15 protein-coding genes are annotated in these 16,312 nt (G+C 60.9%); 1 reads left to right on the top strand and 14 read right to left on the bottom strand.

Features of this window, described 5'->3' with window-relative positions; genetic code table 11:
* Positions 1–8: 8 nt before the first annotated feature.
* The 11 genes from AAEZ06_RS11810 to AAEZ06_RS11760 all read right to left on the bottom strand — a co-directional run bounded on the left by AAEZ06_RS11810 (position 9) and on the right by AAEZ06_RS11760 (position 12,747).
* Positions 9–602: an aminodeoxychorismate/anthranilate synthase component II gene (locus AAEZ06_RS11810; protein WP_149414404.1), complete on the bottom strand. Its 594-nt coding sequence runs from the start codon at positions 600–602 to the stop codon at positions 9–11.
* A 20-nt stretch (positions 603–622) separates the two neighbouring features.
* Positions 623–2,104, bottom strand: a complete 1,482-nt coding sequence (gene trpE / locus AAEZ06_RS11805) for an anthranilate synthase component I (protein ID WP_133102257.1) — start codon at positions 2,102–2,104, stop codon at positions 623–625.
* A gap of 68 nt (positions 2,105–2,172) precedes the next feature.
* Complete coding sequence (locus AAEZ06_RS11800; RefSeq protein WP_350614391.1) at positions 2,173–2,991, bottom strand: phosphoglycolate phosphatase; 819 nt, start codon at positions 2,989–2,991, stop codon at positions 2,173–2,175.
* Entirely contained in the window at positions 2,988–3,662 is a 675-nt protein-coding gene (gene rpe / locus AAEZ06_RS11795) for a ribulose-phosphate 3-epimerase (RefSeq protein ID WP_149414402.1), read from the bottom strand. The genes AAEZ06_RS11800 and rpe overlap by 4 nt, the downstream gene beginning before the upstream one ends.
* 83 nt (positions 3,663–3,745) lie before the next feature.
* A complete protein-coding gene (locus AAEZ06_RS11790; RefSeq protein WP_149414401.1) occupies positions 3,746–4,894 on the bottom strand; it encodes an iron-containing alcohol dehydrogenase in 1,149 nt (382 codons plus the stop codon).
* Between the two features lie 93 nt (positions 4,895–4,987).
* Positions 4,988–5,812: an ABC transporter permease gene (locus AAEZ06_RS11785; protein WP_149414400.1), complete on the bottom strand. Its 825-nt coding sequence runs from the start codon at positions 5,810–5,812 to the stop codon at positions 4,988–4,990.
* A 12-nt stretch (positions 5,813–5,824) separates the two neighbouring features.
* Positions 5,825–7,072 carry an ABC transporter permease gene (locus AAEZ06_RS11780; RefSeq protein ID WP_149414399.1) on the bottom strand — a complete coding sequence of 416 codons (1,248 nt, stop codon included), beginning with the start codon at positions 7,070–7,072 and terminating at the stop codon, positions 5,825–5,827.
* 208 nt (positions 7,073–7,280) lie between these two features.
* Positions 7,281–8,321: an ABC transporter substrate-binding protein gene (locus AAEZ06_RS11775; RefSeq protein WP_350614387.1), complete on the bottom strand. Its 1,041-nt coding sequence runs from the start codon at positions 8,319–8,321 to the stop codon at positions 7,281–7,283.
* 45 nt (positions 8,322–8,366) lie between these two features.
* Positions 8,367–9,479 (bottom strand): ABC transporter ATP-binding protein, encoded by a 1,113-nt coding sequence (locus tag AAEZ06_RS11770; RefSeq protein ID WP_149414397.1) that lies wholly within the window; start codon positions 9,477–9,479, stop codon positions 8,367–8,369.
* A gap of 226 nt (positions 9,480–9,705) precedes the next feature.
* Entirely contained in the window at positions 9,706–10,335 is a 630-nt protein-coding gene (locus AAEZ06_RS11765) for a response regulator (RefSeq protein ID WP_133102265.1), read from the bottom strand.
* 21 nt (positions 10,336–10,356) lie between these two features.
* A complete protein-coding gene (locus AAEZ06_RS11760) occupies positions 10,357–12,747 on the bottom strand; it encodes a PAS domain-containing sensor histidine kinase (RefSeq protein ID WP_350614385.1) in 2,391 nt (796 codons plus the stop codon).
* Between the two features lie 77 nt (positions 12,748–12,824).
* Here AAEZ06_RS11760 and AAEZ06_RS11755 point away from each other — a divergent pair, with 77 nt between their 5' ends.
* Positions 12,825–13,802 carry an alpha/beta hydrolase family protein gene (locus AAEZ06_RS11755; RefSeq protein ID WP_149414395.1) on the top strand — a complete coding sequence of 326 codons (978 nt, stop codon included), beginning with the start codon at positions 12,825–12,827 and terminating at the stop codon, positions 13,800–13,802.
* Positions 13,803–13,812: 10 nt separating this feature from the next.
* Here AAEZ06_RS11755 and AAEZ06_RS11750 read toward each other — a convergent pair whose 3' ends face one another.
* The 3 genes from AAEZ06_RS11750 to AAEZ06_RS11740 are packed head-to-tail and all read right to left on the bottom strand — an operon-like array spanning position 13,813 to position 16,278.
* On the bottom strand, positions 13,813–14,580 hold the full coding sequence (locus AAEZ06_RS11750) for a TerB family tellurite resistance protein (protein WP_149414394.1): 768 nt from the start codon (positions 14,578–14,580) through the stop codon (positions 13,813–13,815).
* Between the two features lies 1 nt (position 14,581).
* Positions 14,582–15,256, bottom strand: coding sequence for an N-acetylmuramate alpha-1-phosphate uridylyltransferase MurU (gene murU, locus AAEZ06_RS11745; protein ID WP_149414393.1), 675 nt, complete (start codon positions 15,254–15,256; stop codon positions 14,582–14,584).
* Positions 15,253–16,278, bottom strand: a complete 1,026-nt coding sequence (locus tag AAEZ06_RS11740; protein WP_350614382.1) for an aminoglycoside phosphotransferase family protein — start codon at positions 16,276–16,278, stop codon at positions 15,253–15,255. The genes murU and AAEZ06_RS11740 overlap by 4 nt, the downstream gene beginning before the upstream one ends.
* Between the last annotated feature and the right edge of the window lie 34 nt (positions 16,279–16,312).

The raw sequence follows: 16,312 nt of genomic DNA, 5'->3' as shown, positions 1-16,312 counted from the left end.
AAAAGTCCTTAGCGCGTGCCGCCGCGTTGCTTGAGAAAGTTGGCGAACAGCTCATAGCCCTGCTCGGTCAGAATCGATTCAGGGTGAAATTGCACCCCTTCGACATTCAATGTCTTGTGACGCAGGCCCATGATCTCGTCGACCGAGCCGTCTTCCAACTGAGTCCAGGCGGTCAGTTCAAGGCATTCCGGCAGGGTCTCGCGTTTGACCACCAACGAGTGGTAGCGAGTAACCGTCACCGGCAGCTTCAAACCGTGAAATACACCCTGGTCATTATGGAACACCGGGCTGGTCTTGCCATGCATCACATGGCGGGCGCGAACCACGTCGCCGCCGAATGCCTGGCCGATGGACTGATGGCCCAGGCACACACCGAGAATCGGCAATTTCCCGGCAAAAAACTTGATGGCTTCCAGGGATATTCCCGCTTCAGTCGGGGTACACGGACCAGGGGAAACCACGATGCGCTCAGGATTCAGCGCGGCAATTTCGGCCACGGTCAGTTCATCGTTGCGCACCACCGTGACCTCGGCGCCGAGCTCGCCCAGGTATTGCACAACGTTGTAAGTAAAGGAGTCATAGTTATCGATCATCAGCAACATGGGGGAAACCTCTTGAATTCTTAGCCCTGCGGGGTCTGTTCAGCCAACGCCACTGCGCGGAACATCGCCCGGCGCTTGTTCAAGGTTTCTTCCCACTCAAGGGCTGGCACCGAGTCGGCAACAATGCCGCCACCCGCCTGCACATGCAGCTCGCCGTCCTTGATCACCGCAGTGCGGATCGCAATGGCGGTGTCCATGTTGCCGTTCCAGGCGAAGTAGCCCACCGCGCCGCCATAGACACCGCGCTTGACTGGCTCCAGCTCGTCGATGATTTCCATCGCGCGAATCTTTGGTGCGCCGGACAAAGTGCCGGCCGGCAGAATCGCCCGCAAAGCGTCCATCGCCGTCAGCCCGGCCTTCAGCTCGCCAGTAACGTTGGAGACAATGTGCATCACGTTGGAATAACGCTCGATGACCATCTTCTCAGTGAGTTTCACCGAACCGATTTCCGAGACTCGCCCAGTGTCGTTACGCCCCAGGTCGATCAGCATCAAGTGCTCGGCAATTTCCTTGTCGTCGGACAGCAGGTCTTGCTCCAGCGCTAGGTCCGCCTCTTCGGTCGCACCGCGAGGACGGGTACCGGCAATCGGGCGCACGGTGATCAGATTATCTTCGACACGCACCAGCACTTCCGGCGAACTGCCCACGACATGAAAGTCGCCAAAGTTGAAGAAGTACATGTACGGCGTCGGGTTGAAGCAGCGCAGCGCCCGATAGAGATCAATGGGTGCGGCCTTGAAGTCGATGGACATTCGCTGCGACGGCACCACTTGCATGCAGTCGCCGGCGAGGATGTATTCCTTGATGGTATCGACTGCGCGCTCGTAGTCATCCTGGGTAAAGCTGGAGCGGAACACCGGGTCGGCAGCCGGCGGACGGCTTAGGTCCAGGCCGCGACGCGGGGTGATCGGCTGGCGTAGTTTTTCCAGCAAGGCTTCCAGGCTGGCCTGGCCTTGCTCGAACGCGCCATCCTGGGAGGGATCGGCCAGCACAATCGCGTGCATCTTGCCGGCAAGGTTGTCGAAAACGACTACCGCGTCGGAGACCATCAACAGAATGTCCGGCACGCCCAGCGGGTCAGGATTCGGGCATTTGCCCAGGCGTTTCTCCACGTAACGCACGCAGTCGTAGCCGAAGTAGCCCACCAGTCCGCCGTTGAAGCGCGGCAGGCCGGCAATGGTCGGTACGTTATAGCGGGCCTTGAAGGCTTCGACGAAGGTCAGCGGGTCTTCCACATCATGGCTTTCGATCTCGACGCCGTCACAGGTGATGCTGACGTGATGGTCGTGAACTCGCAGTACCGTGCGGCACGGTAGGCCAATGATCGAATAACGCCCCCACTTCTCGCCGCCCTGCACCGATTCCAGCAAATAAGAATTGGGCTCGTCGGCCAGTTTCAGGTAGATCGACAGCGGGGTGTCGAAGTCGGCCAGGGTTTCGCAGGCCAGGGGGATACGGTTGTAGCCAGCAGCGGCCAAACGCAGGAATTCTTCGCGGATCATGAGGTGCCTCGTGGCATGAGGGTCTAACGGTCAGGTGTGCAAACGTGCCGCAGCGCGGCCAGGATCAGTCAGGCGCGCCAACGCCAGCGGGCCAGAGCCTTGATGACTTTCATCCAGAGTTTGCGAGTGACCACCACGATGGGATTTCCAGAAGGGGATGGAACAGCGTCGGCCAACGTTATCTCAGCGCCAGCTCCCAAGCAACCGGGGATTAGCAGTCGCAGGTCGTCAATCACCAGCGTTGGTGACTCTTCGGCGATCGGCCGGCCGTGGTTATAGCCGTAACTCAAGGCCACGCACTGGACCCCTGCCGCTTTCGCCGCTAACACATCGCTGCGCGAGTCGCCGACAAACAACGACTGGGAGGCCGGGATATTGGCCATTTTCATCACGAAGAACAGCGCCGCCGGGTCGGGTTTCTTCTGCGGCAGGGTATCGCCACCGATGATCCAGCGAAAATAGCGGCCGATCTTCATCTGGTCCAACAACGGCGCGACAAAGCGCTCCGGCTTGTTGGTAATCAACGCCATTTCCACGCCCTGTTTGTGCAGCCACTTGAGGGTGTCACGCACGCCGGGATAGACCACGGTCAGTTCATAGCCTTCTTCATAGGCGGCGTTGAACAGTTGCAGGGCATGCTCGGCCTCGACGTCATCCACACCTTGCGCGTCGATATGGTTGGCCAGGGCCCGGCGTACCAATATCTGCACGCCGTTGCCGACCCACTCACGCACCGAGTCGATACCGGCCGGCGCGCGTCCGAGCTTGAGCAGCATGTTATCCACGGCAGCCGCCAGGTCCGGGACCGAGTCGACCAACGTCCCGTCCAGATCGAACATCACCAGCCGCGGCAGTGTGCCGGGGAACAACTGCTCAAAGCCGCTCATGGACGCGCCAGCGCCAGTTCTGCGCGCATTTTGGCGATCACTTCCTGATAGTCCGGCGCGTTGAAAATCGCCGAGCCGGCGACAAAGGTATCGGCACCGGCAGCAGCGATTTCGCGGATATTGTTGACGTTGACGCCACCGTCGATTTCCAGGCGGATATCACGACCGGAGGCATCGATCAGCCCGCGGGCTTCGCGCAGCTTGTCGAGGGTGCCGGGAATGAACTTCTGCCCGCCGAAGCCTGGGTTGACGCTCATCAGCAGGATCATGTCGACCTTGTCCATCACGTACTTGAGCACGTCCAGCGGCGTCGCCGGGTTGAACACCAGGCCGGCCTTGCAGCCGCCTTCGCGGATCAGTTGCAGGGAGCGGTCGACGTGCAGCGTGGCTTCCGGGTGGAAGGTGATGTAGGTCGCGCCAGCGTCGATGAAGTCACCGATGATGCGGTCCACCGGGCTGACCATCAAGTGCGCATCAATAGGCGCGGTTACGCCGTACTTGCGCAGGGCGGCGCAGACCATCGGACCAATGGTCAGGTTCGGCACATAGTGGTTATCCATGACATCGAAGTGAACGAAGTCGGCACCGGCGGCCAGCACGTTGTCCACTTCCTCGCCCAGGCGGGCGAAGTCGGCGGAGAGAATCGATGGAGCAATAACGAAGGGCTGCATGACGCACCTTTTTGAGCTAAATCACGATGGCGCGCATTGTATACCGCATGCTTTGTTGCGCGCACCGTGACCTGACTCAATGGCTAGTACGCAGCGCGGTAGATTTTCTCTATATCCGCGGCGCTGAGCTTGCGCGGATTGTTGCGCATCAGTCGCTCGATGCCCGCAGCCTCCACAGCCATGGCTGGGATAGCCTCTTCGGGAACACCGAAACTGCGCAAGCCTGACGGGATCTCCACAGCGGCGCACAGCCGTGTCATGGCGTCGACAGCCTGGTCGGCGGCATCATTGACACTCAACCCCGTGACATTCACCCCCATGGCCTGGGCGATATCGCGCATGCGTTCGACGCAGGCCAGCTTGTTCCAGTGCATGACATAGGGCAGCAACAAGGCATTGCTGACCCCATGGGAGATATTGAAGCGCCCGCCCAACGGATACGCCAGGGCATGCACCGCGCCCACACCGGCATTACCGAAGGCCATGCCGGCCATCAGGCTAGCGGTGGCCATGTCATCACGGGCTTGGAGATTGGCCGGGTTGGCGTAGGCCTTGGGCAAGGCATTGACGATCAATTTGATCGCGCCAATGGCCAGGGCATCGGTGATCTGCGAGGCATTCAGCGACAGGTAGGACTCGATGGCATGCACCAGCGCATCGACGCCACTGGCGGCGGTGACGCTGCGCGGGCAGGTCAAGGTCATCTGCGGGCTGATCAGCGCTACGTCCGGCAACAGGAAATCGCTGACGATACCTTTTTTCAATTGGGCGACCTTGTCCGACAGAATCGCCACATTGGTCACCTCCGAACCGGTGCCGGCGGTGGTGGGAATCGCGATCAGCGGCGGGCCCTTGCGGGGCACCTGGTCGACGCCGAACAGGTCCTCCAGGGCGCCGTGATAGCCGGCATAGGCGGCGACGCTCTTGGCGATGTCGATGGCACTGCCGCCCCCCACGCCAATCAAGCCGTCATGCCCGCCTTCGCGGTAGACCTGCATGCAGTCTTCGACGATGGCAATTTCCGGGTCGGGCATCACACGGTCGAAAATTTCGTACGGACGATCACCCAGCTGCGCCAACGCCAACTGCACGGTGCCGGACTTGACCAGCGCCGCGTCGGTGACGATCAGCGGGTTGTCGACATCCAGCCTTGTCAGCTCGGCGGCCAGTTGCTCGATGGCACCTGGTCCAGTGAGCAATTTGTGGGCGATCTTGAATGAGGAAGTACTCATGTGCGTGGCCTCTTAGAGGTTGGGGGCTGGCACAAGGATAGCTCGGGATTGAGGGTTGTCTGCCATTCAGGGGTTGAATGGCAGACTTAGCCTTCAGACTTGTGCGGTACGCAGCTTTTCACTGCGCCCACGCAACCACTCTAGGGTCAGCAACAGCACAACCGAGAACGCAATCAGCAAGGTCGCCGCAGCGGCGATGGTCGGGCTGAGGTTTTCACGGATACCACTGAACATCTGCCGGGGCAAAGTCGCCTGCTCGGGACCTGCGAGGAACAGTGTCACCACCACTTCATCGAACGAAGTGGCGAAGGCAAACAGCGCGCCGGAGATCACCCCAGGAGCAATCAGCGGCAAGGTCACCCGCCGAAATGCCGTCACCGGCGAAGCCCCCAGGCTGGCTGCCGCACGCACCAGATTATGGTTGAAGCCTTGCAAGGTCGCCGAGACGGTAATGATCACAAACGGCACGCCCAACACCGCATGCACCACGATCAGCGAAAAGAAGCTGTTGCCCAGGCCCAACGGGGCAAAGAACAGGTAGCTGGCAACGCCGATAATCACCACCGGCACCACCATCGGTGAAATCACCAACGCCATCACCAGCGCCTTGCCGGGGAAATGGCCACGGGTCAGGCCAATCGCCGCCAGGGTACCGAAGACCATGGCCAGCACGGTCGCTGCCGGGGCGACGATGATGCTGTTCTTTAACGCCCGCATCCATTCCGCCGAGGCGAAAAAGTCCTCGTACCAGTGCAGCGAGAACCCTTGCAGCGGGTACACCAGGAAGCTCCCGGAATTGAACGACAGCGGAATGATCACCAGCACCGGCAAAATCAGGAACAACAGGATCAGGCCGCAGAGAATCCGCAAGCTGTAGAACCAGACCCGCTCAACGGGTGACATGTAAGGGCTCAGCATCTCAAGGTCTCCTCAGCTCAGGCGCAGGCGGCTGGCGCCCACCAGCCAGTTGTAGATCAGATACAGCACCACGGTGGCCAGCAGCAGCAATCCACCCAAGGCCGTGGCCATGCCCCAGTTAATGCTGGTGTTGGTGTAGAAGGCCACAAAGTAGCTGACCATCTGGTCGTTCGGGCTACCCAGCAACGCCGGGGTGATGTAGTAACCAATTGCCAGAATGAACACCAACAGGCAGCCCGCACCGACGCCCGCGTAGGTCTGCGGAAAGTACACCCGCCAGAAGCTGGCAAATGGATGACAGCCCAGGGAAATCGCCGCACGCATATAGGTCGGCGAAATTCCCTTCATCACGCTGTATATCGGCAAGATCATGAACGGCAGCAGGATATGCACCATGGAGATGTAGACCCCCAGCCGGTTGAATACCAACTCCAGGGGCTTGTCGATGATGCCCATGCTCATCAGCGCGCCATTGATCAGCCCACCCGATTGCAACAGCACAATCCACGCCGCCACTCGCACCAGCACCGAGGTCCAGAACGGCAGCAGCACCAGGATCATCAGCAGGTTGCTTTGCCGAGCCGGCAAGTTGGCCAACAGGTAGGCCAGGGGGTAGGCCAGCAATAGGCAAAACACGGTAATCACCAGGCCCATCCAGAAGGTCCGGGCGAAGATGTCGAGGTAAATCGCCTGGTCCGGTGTGGCCGGGGCGACTTCGCCGAGGTCGTCAATACGGTGATCGACGGCCGCCAGCAGGTAGTAAGGCGTCAAGCTGCTGGTATTGCGGCGGATCGCCTGCCAGTACGCCGGGTCGCCCCAACGCTCGTCGAGGTTTTCCAGCGCTTCTTTATAAGAGACAGGCACTTGAGTAAACGGCAGCGCCCGCGCGGTTTTGGTCAGCAGACTGCGGTAGCCGGCCAATTCCATGTTCAGGCGTTTGGACAAATCGCCCAGGGTCTGGTTTTTCCGGGCTTCGCCCAGGTCCTCGCTGAGGGCCTGATACACAGGCTCGCCGGGCAAGCCACGCCCGTCCCACGCGGTCACCGCGACCACGGTGCGCGGCAGGCCGCCCACTACTTCCGGGTTGCCAACGCTTTTGTAGAGCAGCGCGACGATCGGCACCAGGAACACCAGCAACAAAAACAGCACCAGCGGCGCAATCAAGGCTTGGGCCTTCCAGCGGTTAAGCCGCTCGGCACGCGCCAGGCGCTGCTTCAAGGTGGGGGTGGAGACCTCGTTCGAGGGAACGGCGATGGCCATGGCAAACTCCGAAATTCTGATAATGACAACAGTCTCGCGTAAGGCTGCAACCCCTGTGGCGAGGGGGCTTGCCCCCGTTGGGCTGCGTAGCAGCCCCAAAACCAGCCGCCGCGCTATGTCTGATAAAACGCGGTGACTCTACTGGGGTTACTTCGCAACCCAACGGGGGCAAGCCCCCTCGCCACAAAAGCTCAGTGGCAAAGCCGGGTTACTTGGCCGCCCAGGAATTGAAGCGCTGCTCCAGTTGCTCACCGTTATCCGCCCAGAAGCTGACGTCGATCTGCACCTGGTTGGCGATGTTTTCCGGGGTGGTCGGCATATCCTTGAGCACATCTTTAGCCAGCAGCGGTACCGCCAGAGTGTTGGCCGGACCGTAAGCGATGTTTTCCGAATAAGTTTTCTGCTGCTGTGGCGCGACCGAGAAGGCGATGAATTTCTTCGCTGCTTCAGCACGATCCTTGGCCAGGCCTTTTGGAATCGCCCAAGCGTCGAAGTCGTAAATGCCGCCGTTCCACACCACTTTCAGATTGCTTTCTTTCTGCACTGCGGCGATCCGGCCGTTGTAGGCCGAGCTCATGACCACATCGCCCGAGGCCAGGTACTGCGGCGGTTGTGCGCCGGCTTCCCACCACTGAATCGACGGCTTGAGTTCGTCGAGTTTCTTGAAAGCCCGGTCCTGACCGTCTTTGCCGGCCAGCACTTTGTAAACGTCTTTAGGCGCTACGCCGTCCGCCATCAAAGCGAACTCCAGGGTGTACTTGGCACCCTTGCGCAAGCCACGCTTGCCGGGGAATTTCTTGGTGTCCCAGAAATCCACCCAACCGGTAGGGGCGGTCTTCAGCTTGTCGGCGTTGTACGCCATGACCGTCGACCACACGAAGAAACCTACGCCACACGGCTGAATCGCACCCTTGACGAAATCTTCAGCCTTGCCAAACAGCGCCGGGTCCAGCGGTTCGAACATGTCTTCGTCACAGCCACGGGACAGCTCCGGCGACTCGACTTCCACCAGGTCCCAGGACACGCTCTTAGTGTCGACCATAGCTTTGACCTTGGCCATTTCACCGTTGTATTCACCGGCGATGATCTTGCCGTTGCCCGCGCTTTCCCACGGAGCGTAGAAGGCCTTGACCTGCGCCGCCTTGTTCGCGCCGCCGAAGGACACGACCGTCAGGTCCGTGCCTGCCATGGCCTGTGTCGCGCCTATCAAGCCAAGGGCCAGCGCACTGAATTTAAGGGATTTCAACATTGTTGTTCTCTCCACGTGCAGGGTTGGGTGAAGCCAAGGGGGCGATCAATTCGCCTCTAGAAGTGGGTCGAGTGCGCGAACGTGCTCGACTTGCCAGCCAATCGGTACCACGTCGCCGACCGTCAACGCCGTGTCCAGCTCGGCGATCGGTTGTTTCACAAAAAAATCGCTCTTGCCGCAGACTTCCAGGCGCACCCGCACGTGGTCGCCCAAGTAGATGAACTCCGCCACACGCCCGGAAAAGCGGTTGACACAGCTTTCGCTGGAGCCATTGAGGTTTACCCGCTCCGGGCGCACCGACAGGGTCACCGGGCCGCCGATCTGGCCGACATTCACCGCCAGCGCCTCGACCTTCTCGCCCCGCGCCAGCTCGACTACGCATCGGTCGCCGCTGTGGCTGTGCAAGCGGCCATTAAGACGGTTGTTCTCGCCAATGAAGTTGGCAACGAAGGTGTTTTTCGGCTCTTCATACAAGGTGCGCGGAGCTGCGATCTGCTGGATCTCACCTTGGTGGAACACCGCCACACGGTCGGACATGGTCAGCGCTTCTCCCTGATCGTGGGTCACGTAGACCACGGTCACGCCGAGGCGCTGGTGCAGGTGTTTGATCTCCATCTGCATGTGTTCGCGCAGTTGCTTGTCGAGGGCACCGAGGGGCTCGTCCATCAACACCAACTGCGGTTCAAATACCAGCGCCCGGGCCAGGGCCACCCGCTGCTGCTGGCCGCCGGAGAGTTGCGCCGGGTAGCGCTGGGCGAAGGCATCGAGCTGGACCATGCTCAACACGCGCTTTACCCGCTCACTGATATCGGTCTTGCTCAAGCCCCGGACCGACAGCGGAAACGCCAGGTTTTCGCAGACCGTCATGTGGGGGAACAAGGCGTAGTTCTGGAACACCATGCCGATGTCACGCTTGTGGGGCGGCACGTTGTTGATAGAGCGCCCGGCCAGCTGGATTTCGCCCGCGGTCGGCGTTTCGAAACCGGCGAGCATCATCAGGCTGGTGGTCTTGCCCGAACCGGACGGCCCGAGCAGGGTGAGGAATTCGCCCTTGCGAATCTCCAGGTTGAGGTCTTTGACGATCAGGTTCTCGCCGTCGTAGCTCTTCTGTACGCCACGAAAGCTGACCAGCACATCATTTGAATCCACCTCGCTCATACCCACACCTTTTCGTTTTGGACTGCCGTGAAGCAAGCGTAGTCCAGGCGCAAGCCCCCGAAAATCGGGGTGCAGGAGAGATTGGCATCAGCATCTTGGAAGGTTCAGGGTAGGGATTGCCCTACACGGATGGCGGGCACTGGACAGTGCAGGCATGAGCATCAAGCTGCAAGCGGTAAGAATGGGCTTGGCGACGTTTTTCGGGGTGTCGCAAATAGATATGACTCTATAGAAGCTTGTGCTCCATGGCGTACTTCACCAGTTCCGCCAGGGAGGTGATGTTGAGTTTCTGCATCAACCGCGCCTTGTGGGTACTGATAGTCTTGCTGCTCAAGGCCAGTTGCTGGGCGATGTCGTTGACGTTGGCGCCCTGGGCCAGGCGCTCGAACACCGAGAACTCCCGCTCCGACAGCAGCGAATGCAAGGGCCGGGCGTCGGTGAGGCCAACTTCGAAGACCATACGGTCCGCCAGGTCCGGGTCGATGTAACGCCCGCCGGCCGCCACTTTGCGGATCGCCGTCAGCAGCAGCGCCGGGTCACTGTCCTTGGTGGCATAACCGGCGGCACCCACCTTCAGCGCACGGGCGGCCATTTGCGCTTCGTCGTGCATGGACAGCACCAGGATAGCGGGAGGATTGTTCAGGGCGCGTATCCGCGGGATGGCTTCCAGGCCGTTGACGCCGGGCATCGAGATGTCCAACAGCACCACCTCGCACGGAACGTGGCGCAAGGTTTCCAGCAGTTGTTCACCATTGCTCGCCTCGCCTACTACCAGCAGGTCCTTGGCCAGGCCGATCAATTGCTTGATGCCTTCACGAACAATGGCGTGGTCTTCGGCTACCAGTACGCGGATCACAGGGGTTTCCTCTTTTTGTGGTTATGAATCCAGCGGCACCGTAACACTCAGGGTCGTGCCCTCCCCCAACTCACTGTCGAGGGTCAACTGCCCGCCCATGATCAGTACCCGCTCACGCATGCCGACCAGGCCAAATGACACCGGACGCCCTGGCGCAGGCACAAAACCTGCGCCGTCATCGCTGATGGTCAGCCGCAGATTGGCACCTTCCACCGCCAGGGTCAGTTCAACAGTATGCGCCTGGGCATGGCGCATCACATTAGTCAGCGCCTCCTGCAGTATCCGGAACAGGCCAATGGCCTTGGCGTCGCTGAGCGCCGGCAGGTTGTCCGGCACTTGCACCAGGCAAGGAATCTGCGTGCGGGATTCGAAACGCCGGGCCTGCCACTCAATAGCCGAGGCAATCCCGGCGTCGAGAATCGGCGGGCGCAACGCGGTGGCAACATCCCGTACCAGTTGAAAGAGCTGGGAAATCAGGCGCTTCATGCTGTTCAAGCGCTCATGCAAGCCTGGGTCAAGCTGCGCATAGGCCAGTTCGCACATCGAAGTTTCCAGCTTGAGTACCGTAAGCATTTGCCCCAGTTCGTCATGCACTTCGCGGGCGATGCGCGCCTTTTCTTCCTCACGCACGGTTTCCAGGTGAGCTGACAATTCACGCAATTGTGCGCGGGAGGCGTCCAGCTCCAACTCGATGCGCTTGCTCTCGCTGATATCCCAGACAATCCCGTCCCACACCACAACACCCTCCTCCAGGCGCCGGGTGACGGCCTTGATTTCGGCCCAACGCTGCTCGCCCTGGCGGGTGAGGATGCGGCCTTGCCACGACCAATTGCTTTCGGTGTCGATGGCCTGGTCCTGAGTGCGGTGGTAACTGGCGCGGTCGTCCGGGTGCACCAGGCTGCGAATGCCAACATCGCGATGACGGAGCACCGCCGGGGCATAGCCCACCAGGCTTTCACTTCCTTCACTGATATAGGCAAAGTCGATAGCGGCGCTCAACGGCAGCCGCTCCAGCCGAAACACCAATCCCGGCACATTGGCGGCAATCCCTTGCAAGCGCGCTTCACTTTCCTGCAACGCGGCCAGGGCTCGGCGACGCTCAGTGACATCATTGAGGTAAACCACCAGGTATTCGCCACCGGCAAAACGCAGGAAGCTCAAGGAGACATCAGTGGGCAACACACTGCCGTCGGCCCGCAGGCAATCGGTGGCAAAACTTTGCGGCCCGTCTTCGCTGGCACGGGCGCGCTTCCACAGGTTCAGCCAGCGGTCCATGGTCAACTTGGGTTCGAACTCGATCAGCGGCCGCTCGATCAGCGCACCGGGGGCGTAGCCGAGCATGGTTTCTGCCGCCACGTTGGCGTAGCGCACATGGCTGTCCCAGTTGACCCAGAGGATGCCGACGGTGCTCTGGTCGATGGAAAACTGCGTCAGGCGCAACGCTTCGGCACCGGCGGCGCGAGCGGCGCTTTCTTCCCGAGTCGCCAGCAGGTCCTGCTCCAAACCGCGCTGCTGACGACGCTGCCACAATGCCACCGCCATGCAGGCCAGCAACAGGATGCCCAGCAGCAGGCTCAGGTTCTGCCAGAAACCGGGGGATTCGGTCAGGCGCGGGTATTTGGGCTGCAGCCAGCGAGCATGCAACTGGTCCAGGTCCCGAGCCGGAATCGCCCGCAAGGCGCTTTCCATGATCTCGGCAAGCTCGGGCCAATCACGTCGAGTAGCCACCCGCAGCAGTTGCGGCAGGCCTATATCGCCTACCACCGCGAGCCCGGAAAACTCAGGCTCCACAGACAAGCGACTGAGCTGCGCTTCATCGATCACAGCGTAGCGGGCTTGCTGGCTCAGCAGCAATTGCAGGGCCTGGCGCTCCAGGGGCACGCCTTGCAGGTTTAGGCTGGGGTAATTGCTGCGCAGGTAATCGGCGACAGTGCTGGGCATGCGCACCGCCACCCGGGATTGCTCATCGAGCTTTTCCAGATCCACGGTGCCGCCGCCATCGCGGATGCCGACGACGCGCTGGGGAACCCGCATATAGGGGTCGGAAAACTGCCACAGACGCAGACCGGCCGGGGTTTGCAACAGGCCGGGGGCAAGATCGACCTCGCCGTCGCGTACCGCCGCGTCCAACTGTTCCTGATTGGGGAAGTTGCGCCAGGTCAGCTCTATATTCAGCGCCTTGGCTAACCACTGCATCAGCTCGACATTGGCCCCGGATAAACGCTGCAAGCGCCGGTCGTATTGCGCATAGGGCGCCTGCAGGACCAGCCCGACCCGCAGCTCCGGGTGCTGGGCCAGCCATTCACGCTGCTCGACACTGAGTACCGCCTGCGGCACGACAGGCACCGGCACAGCGCCCGCCATCAAGGGAAAGCACAGACAGCCGATAACCAGCAGACAGCGAAAAATCATGATTCACATCTCACATCACTGACAAATACTGACCAACCCATTAGGCTGCCGGAATCACTTCTGGCCTGGAATCAACGATGCCCCTTCCCCACCGTTCGGCACTGCCAGCATTGTGCCTGTCGCTGCTGTTTACCAGCGCCTTTTGTGTCCAGGCCGCTGATACCCAACCACCGGCTGCAGAAAAACCGGCCGAGCGCCAGCCATTGCCCGAGCGTAGCCAGGAAGAAACCGCGGCGCTTGAGAGGACAGTCCCGTCCCAGGAACAGCAACAATTGCAGGCCGGCAGCGATACGTTCCTCGCCCTGTGGAAACCTGCCAACAGCGCCGAGCCTGAGGGCGTGGTAATTATTGTCCCTGGCGCTGGGGAAAGTGCTGACTGGCCTCAAGCAATCGGCCCTTTGCGGCAAAAATTGCCGGACGCCGCCTGGGGCAGTCTCAGTTTGTCACTGCCAGACCTGAGCCTGGCCACTACTCCACCGCGTGTAATCGAAGCCCCCAAGGCTGCCGTGGACACCAGCAGCAAAGATGCCAGCACCGTAGCACCCAAGCCGATCGAACAGGCTGCCAGCGCCGAAGCCGAGGGCACCGACCCGGCCGTCGTCCCAGGCGTAGATGAGCAGGACAAGACCGACGCCACGCGAATCTTTGCCCGCATCGATGCCGCCGTTGCCTTCGCCCAGACGCAAAATGCCCGCAGCGTGGTGCTGCTGGGGCACGGCACGGGCGCATGGTGGGCGGCTCGCTATCTGAGTGAAAAACAACCGCCTCAGGTCCAGAAATTCATCATGGTGGCGGCGCAGACGCCGCTCGCAGGCGCTCCGGACCTGCAACAACTGGCACCAACGCTGAAACTGGCCACCGCCGACTTTTTCTATCAGGACAACGCCCAGGCACGCAAAAATGCCCTGGAACGAGCCCAGGCGAGCAAGCGCTTGAAGAATGACAACTACAAACAGGTGTCATTGAAGGCCCTTCCCGGCAACAACCAGGCCGGGCAGGAACAGTTGTATCGCCGGATTCGTGGCTGGTTAAGCCCGCAGAACACTGGGAGTTGATCGCCAGCGGCTACCTGAAATCCCGCCGCTCACGAATCAACGCATAGGCGTTATGCAGTTCGCGAGTCCTTTCGGTCGCCTCACGCACCTGCGCCGGGCTGGCACCACTCCCGGCAATCTTGTCCGGGTGATGACGACTGAGCAGCCGCCGGTAAGCCCGCTTAATCACCGACGGCTCAGTGGTCGCCGTCACCCCGAGAATCCGCAACGCTTCCTGATAAGTGCTGCCACGGTTGGCCAACGGTTTGCGCTCAGGTTCGTAATCAGCCGCCAGTGCCTGAGTCTGCTGCGGCGTCCAGCCCAGCCACTTGCCCCATAACCCGATCAGCTCGCGCTCGGCAGTGCTGGCCTTGCCATCCGCCCAGACCATCCGCCAACAGGCGCGCAACACGCCTTCCGCCGCATGGGGCTGGGCCTTGAGCAGGCGCAGATAACTGCGCACTCGGTCAGAGCCGGACTTGCCTCGGTTGAACGCAGCAATGGCCCGGCGCTGGGCCGGCTCGGTCATATTCAGCGAACGCATCTCCTGACGGGCCTGCTGGATATGCCCGTCCACCACCCGGCCATTGCTCTTGGCCAGGCGGCCGAGCAGTACAAACAGCAATTCATCGTTGCGCAGCGCCGGACGCCCGCCCAGTCGCTCGCGCAATTGCGCCCAACTGTGCAGCTGTAAACGTCGGTCCATCGCCTGACCCAACAGCGCGCCCAACATAGCCCCCGGAATGCTGGCGATGGCAAAGCCCGCCCCGGCTCCAATCAGAGTCCCTGGCCACAGCATCTTACTGCCCCGCTGTCAGCAGGTTTTCGACTTGCGCCAGGCGCTCCAACGTCCCGACATCGATCCACCGTCCTTCCATGTGTTCCCCCGTCACCAAACCTTGAGCCATCGCCGCGCGCAACAACGGCGCCAGCTTGAAGGCGCCAGCGCTGCAACCCGCGAAAAGCTCGGGGTGCAGCACTGAAATGCCACTGAAGGTCAGGTTATCGGCACCGGGCACGGCATCATGAAGCGAACCGTCCTTGAGATAGAAGTCACCACCACTGGGGTGATGCGCCGGGTTATCGACCATCACCAAGTGGGCCAGCCCCTTGAGCGGCTGATTCAGGCCGGCGAAGTCGTAGTCAGTCCAGATATCACCATTGACCACCAGGAACGCCTCGTCACCCAGAAGCGGTAATGCCTGGAAAATCCCGCCACCCGTTTCCAGCGGCTCGCCTTCGGCGGAGTACTGGATTCGCACGCCATACTGCGAACCGTCGCCCAGATAGCCCTCGACCTGCTGACCGAGCCAGGCGTGGTTGATGACGATGTCGGTGAAGCCGGCTTTCGCCAGCGCCTCAAGGTGGTACTCGATCAGGCGCTTGCCTCCCGCCTGGATCAGCGGCTTGGGGGTATGCAAAGTTAGCGGACGCATCCGCTCACCTTTGCCGGCAGCCAGGATCATGGCCTTCATACAACGGCCTCGGCGGGTTGGCGCAGGCTCGCCAGCAGTTCGCCCAGGTCGTTCAACTCCGCACGATCCGCAAGCACCGCGTCTATATAGGCAAAGAAGCGCGGCACATCGGCCAGGTAGCGCGGCTTGCCGTCACGATGGCAGATACGCGCGAAGATACCGATCACCTTGAGGTGACGCTGCACACCCATCAGGTCGCTGGCCCGCAGGAAATCTTCAAAGTCTTCCTGTACAGGGATGCCCAATTGGCCAGCGCGCTGCCAATAGCCACGCTGCCATTCCTGCACACGAGCCTGGGGCCAACTGAGGAACGCGTCCTTGAACAAGCAGGTGATGTCATAGGTCACCGGGCCGTAGACCGCATCCTGGAAATCCAGCACACCGGGGTTCGGCTCGCTGATCATCAGGTTGCGCGGCATGTAGTCGCGATGCACCAGCACCTTGGGCTGAGCCAGGGCACTGTCGATCAGCAATGTGCTGACCCGCTGCCACAGGTCCAGTTGATGAGCATCGAACTCAATGCCCAGGTGCCGGCGCACATACCACTCGGGGAACAGTTCCAACTCCCGGCGCAACAGCGCAACGTCATAGCTGGGCAAACCGGCGTCCATTGGCAACTGCTGGAAAGCCAGCAACGCGTCGATGGCATCAGCGAACAATTGATCGGCATTTTCGCCGTCCATGACGTCCAGATACGTTTTTCTACCCAGGTCATTGAGCAAAAGAAAGCCGCGAGGCAGATCTTCTGCATAAATTTGTGGGACGTTTATCCCCGATTTCGCCAGCATTTGAGCGATATCGACGAAAGGTTTGCAGTTTTCCTGGGGGGGAGGGGCGTCCATGACGACAAAACTGCGGCCCTCGCCTTCCCAACGGAAATAGCGCCTGAAACTCGCGTCGCTGCTGGCCGCAGTCAACGTGGCCGGGGGTACGACACCCCAGCCTTGAGCGGTAAAAAGTGAAGGTAGCTGCTCATCAAGCCAGACTTTCAGGTGTTGCAAACGTAGATCTTGCTCGGGCATTACAAGGGTCTCCGACGGCGCTAGCCGTCAAGCG

The organism is Pseudomonas sp. HY7a-MNA-CIBAN-0227 (assembly GCF_040310325.1).
In the GTDB taxonomy this organism is placed as follows: Bacteria; Pseudomonadota; Gammaproteobacteria; order Pseudomonadales; family Pseudomonadaceae; genus Aquipseudomonas.
The sequence above is the reverse complement of the archived record's forward strand: the minus strand, read 5'-3'. Positions and strand labels throughout refer to the sequence as shown.

What these genes read in the sequence shown, in the direction of transcription:
- AAEZ06_RS11810 (WP_149414404.1), bottom strand. Translation starts at nt 602, where the DNA reads ATGTTGCTGATGATCGATAACTATGACTCCTTTACTTACAACGTTGTG.
- trpE (WP_133102257.1), bottom strand. Translation starts at nt 2,104, where the DNA reads ATGATCCGCGAAGAATTCCTGCGTTTGGCCGCTGCTGGCTACAACCGT.
- AAEZ06_RS11800 (WP_350614391.1), bottom strand. Translation starts at nt 2,991, where the DNA reads ATGAGCGGCTTTGAGCAGTTGTTCCCCGGCACACTGCCGCGGCTGGTG.
- rpe (WP_149414402.1), bottom strand. Translation starts at nt 3,662, where the DNA reads ATGCAGCCCTTCGTTATTGCTCCATCGATTCTCTCCGCCGACTTCGCC.
- AAEZ06_RS11790 (WP_149414401.1), bottom strand. Translation starts at nt 4,894, where the DNA reads ATGAGTACTTCCTCATTCAAGATCGCCCACAAATTGCTCACTGGACCA.
- AAEZ06_RS11785 (WP_149414400.1), bottom strand. Translation starts at nt 5,812, where the DNA reads ATGCTGAGCCCTTACATGTCACCCGTTGAGCGGGTCTGGTTCTACAGC.
- AAEZ06_RS11780 (WP_149414399.1), bottom strand. Translation starts at nt 7,072, where the DNA reads ATGGCCATCGCCGTTCCCTCGAACGAGGTCTCCACCCCCACCTTGAAG.
- AAEZ06_RS11775 (WP_350614387.1), bottom strand. Translation starts at nt 8,321, where the DNA reads ATGTTGAAATCCCTTAAATTCAGTGCGCTGGCCCTTGGCTTGATAGGC.
- AAEZ06_RS11770 (WP_149414397.1), bottom strand. Translation starts at nt 9,479, where the DNA reads ATGAGCGAGGTGGATTCAAATGATGTGCTGGTCAGCTTTCGTGGCGTA.
- AAEZ06_RS11760 (WP_350614385.1), bottom strand. Translation starts at nt 12,747, where the DNA reads ATGATTTTTCGCTGTCTGCTGGTTATCGGCTGTCTGTGCTTTCCCTTG.
- AAEZ06_RS11755 (WP_149414395.1), top strand. Translation starts at nt 12,825, where the DNA reads ATGCCCCTTCCCCACCGTTCGGCACTGCCAGCATTGTGCCTGTCGCTG.
- AAEZ06_RS11750 (WP_149414394.1), bottom strand. Translation starts at nt 14,580, where the DNA reads ATGCTGTGGCCAGGGACTCTGATTGGAGCCGGGGCGGGCTTTGCCATC.
- murU (WP_149414393.1), bottom strand. Translation starts at nt 15,256, where the DNA reads ATGAAGGCCATGATCCTGGCTGCCGGCAAAGGTGAGCGGATGCGTCCG.
- AAEZ06_RS11740 (WP_350614382.1), bottom strand. Translation starts at nt 16,278, where the DNA reads ATGCCCGAGCAAGATCTACGTTTGCAACACCTGAAAGTCTGGCTTGAT.